This is a genomic window from Bradyrhizobium cosmicum, from assembly GCF_032290525.1.
Classification (GTDB): Bacteria; Pseudomonadota; Alphaproteobacteria; order Rhizobiales; family Xanthobacteraceae; genus Bradyrhizobium; species Bradyrhizobium cosmicum_A.
Genome location: NZ_JASXTA010000145.1, coordinates 1 through 288 on the forward strand (window position 1 = coordinate 1; position 288 = coordinate 288).

1 protein-coding gene is annotated in these 288 nt (G+C 58.3%); it reads left to right on the top strand.

Going from position 1 to position 288, the window contains the following annotated elements; genetic code table 11:
* On the top strand, positions 1–288 hold a 288-nt coding region (locus tag QSV46_RS39415), incomplete at both ends, for a GDP-mannose 4,6-dehydratase (protein WP_314964050.1).

Consider the following 288-nt stretch of genomic DNA (forward strand, 5'->3'; position numbering starts at 1 on the left):
GTCCTGGAGCGGGGAAGTATAGGCGAGACCTACAACGTCGGCGGCCGTAACGAGCGCACCAATCTCCACGTGGTCGAACGAATCTGCGACCTGCTCGACGAGATCAGCCCGAACCCGAGCGGCTCCCACCGAAATCTTATAAGTTTTGTTCCCGACCGCCCCGGGCACGATCACCGCTATGCAATTGATGCCTCCAAGCTCGAGCGAGAGCTAGGATGGCGTGCGGAAGAGGATTTCGAAACTGGAATCTACAAGACAGTGCGCTGGTACGTCGACCACCAACCATGG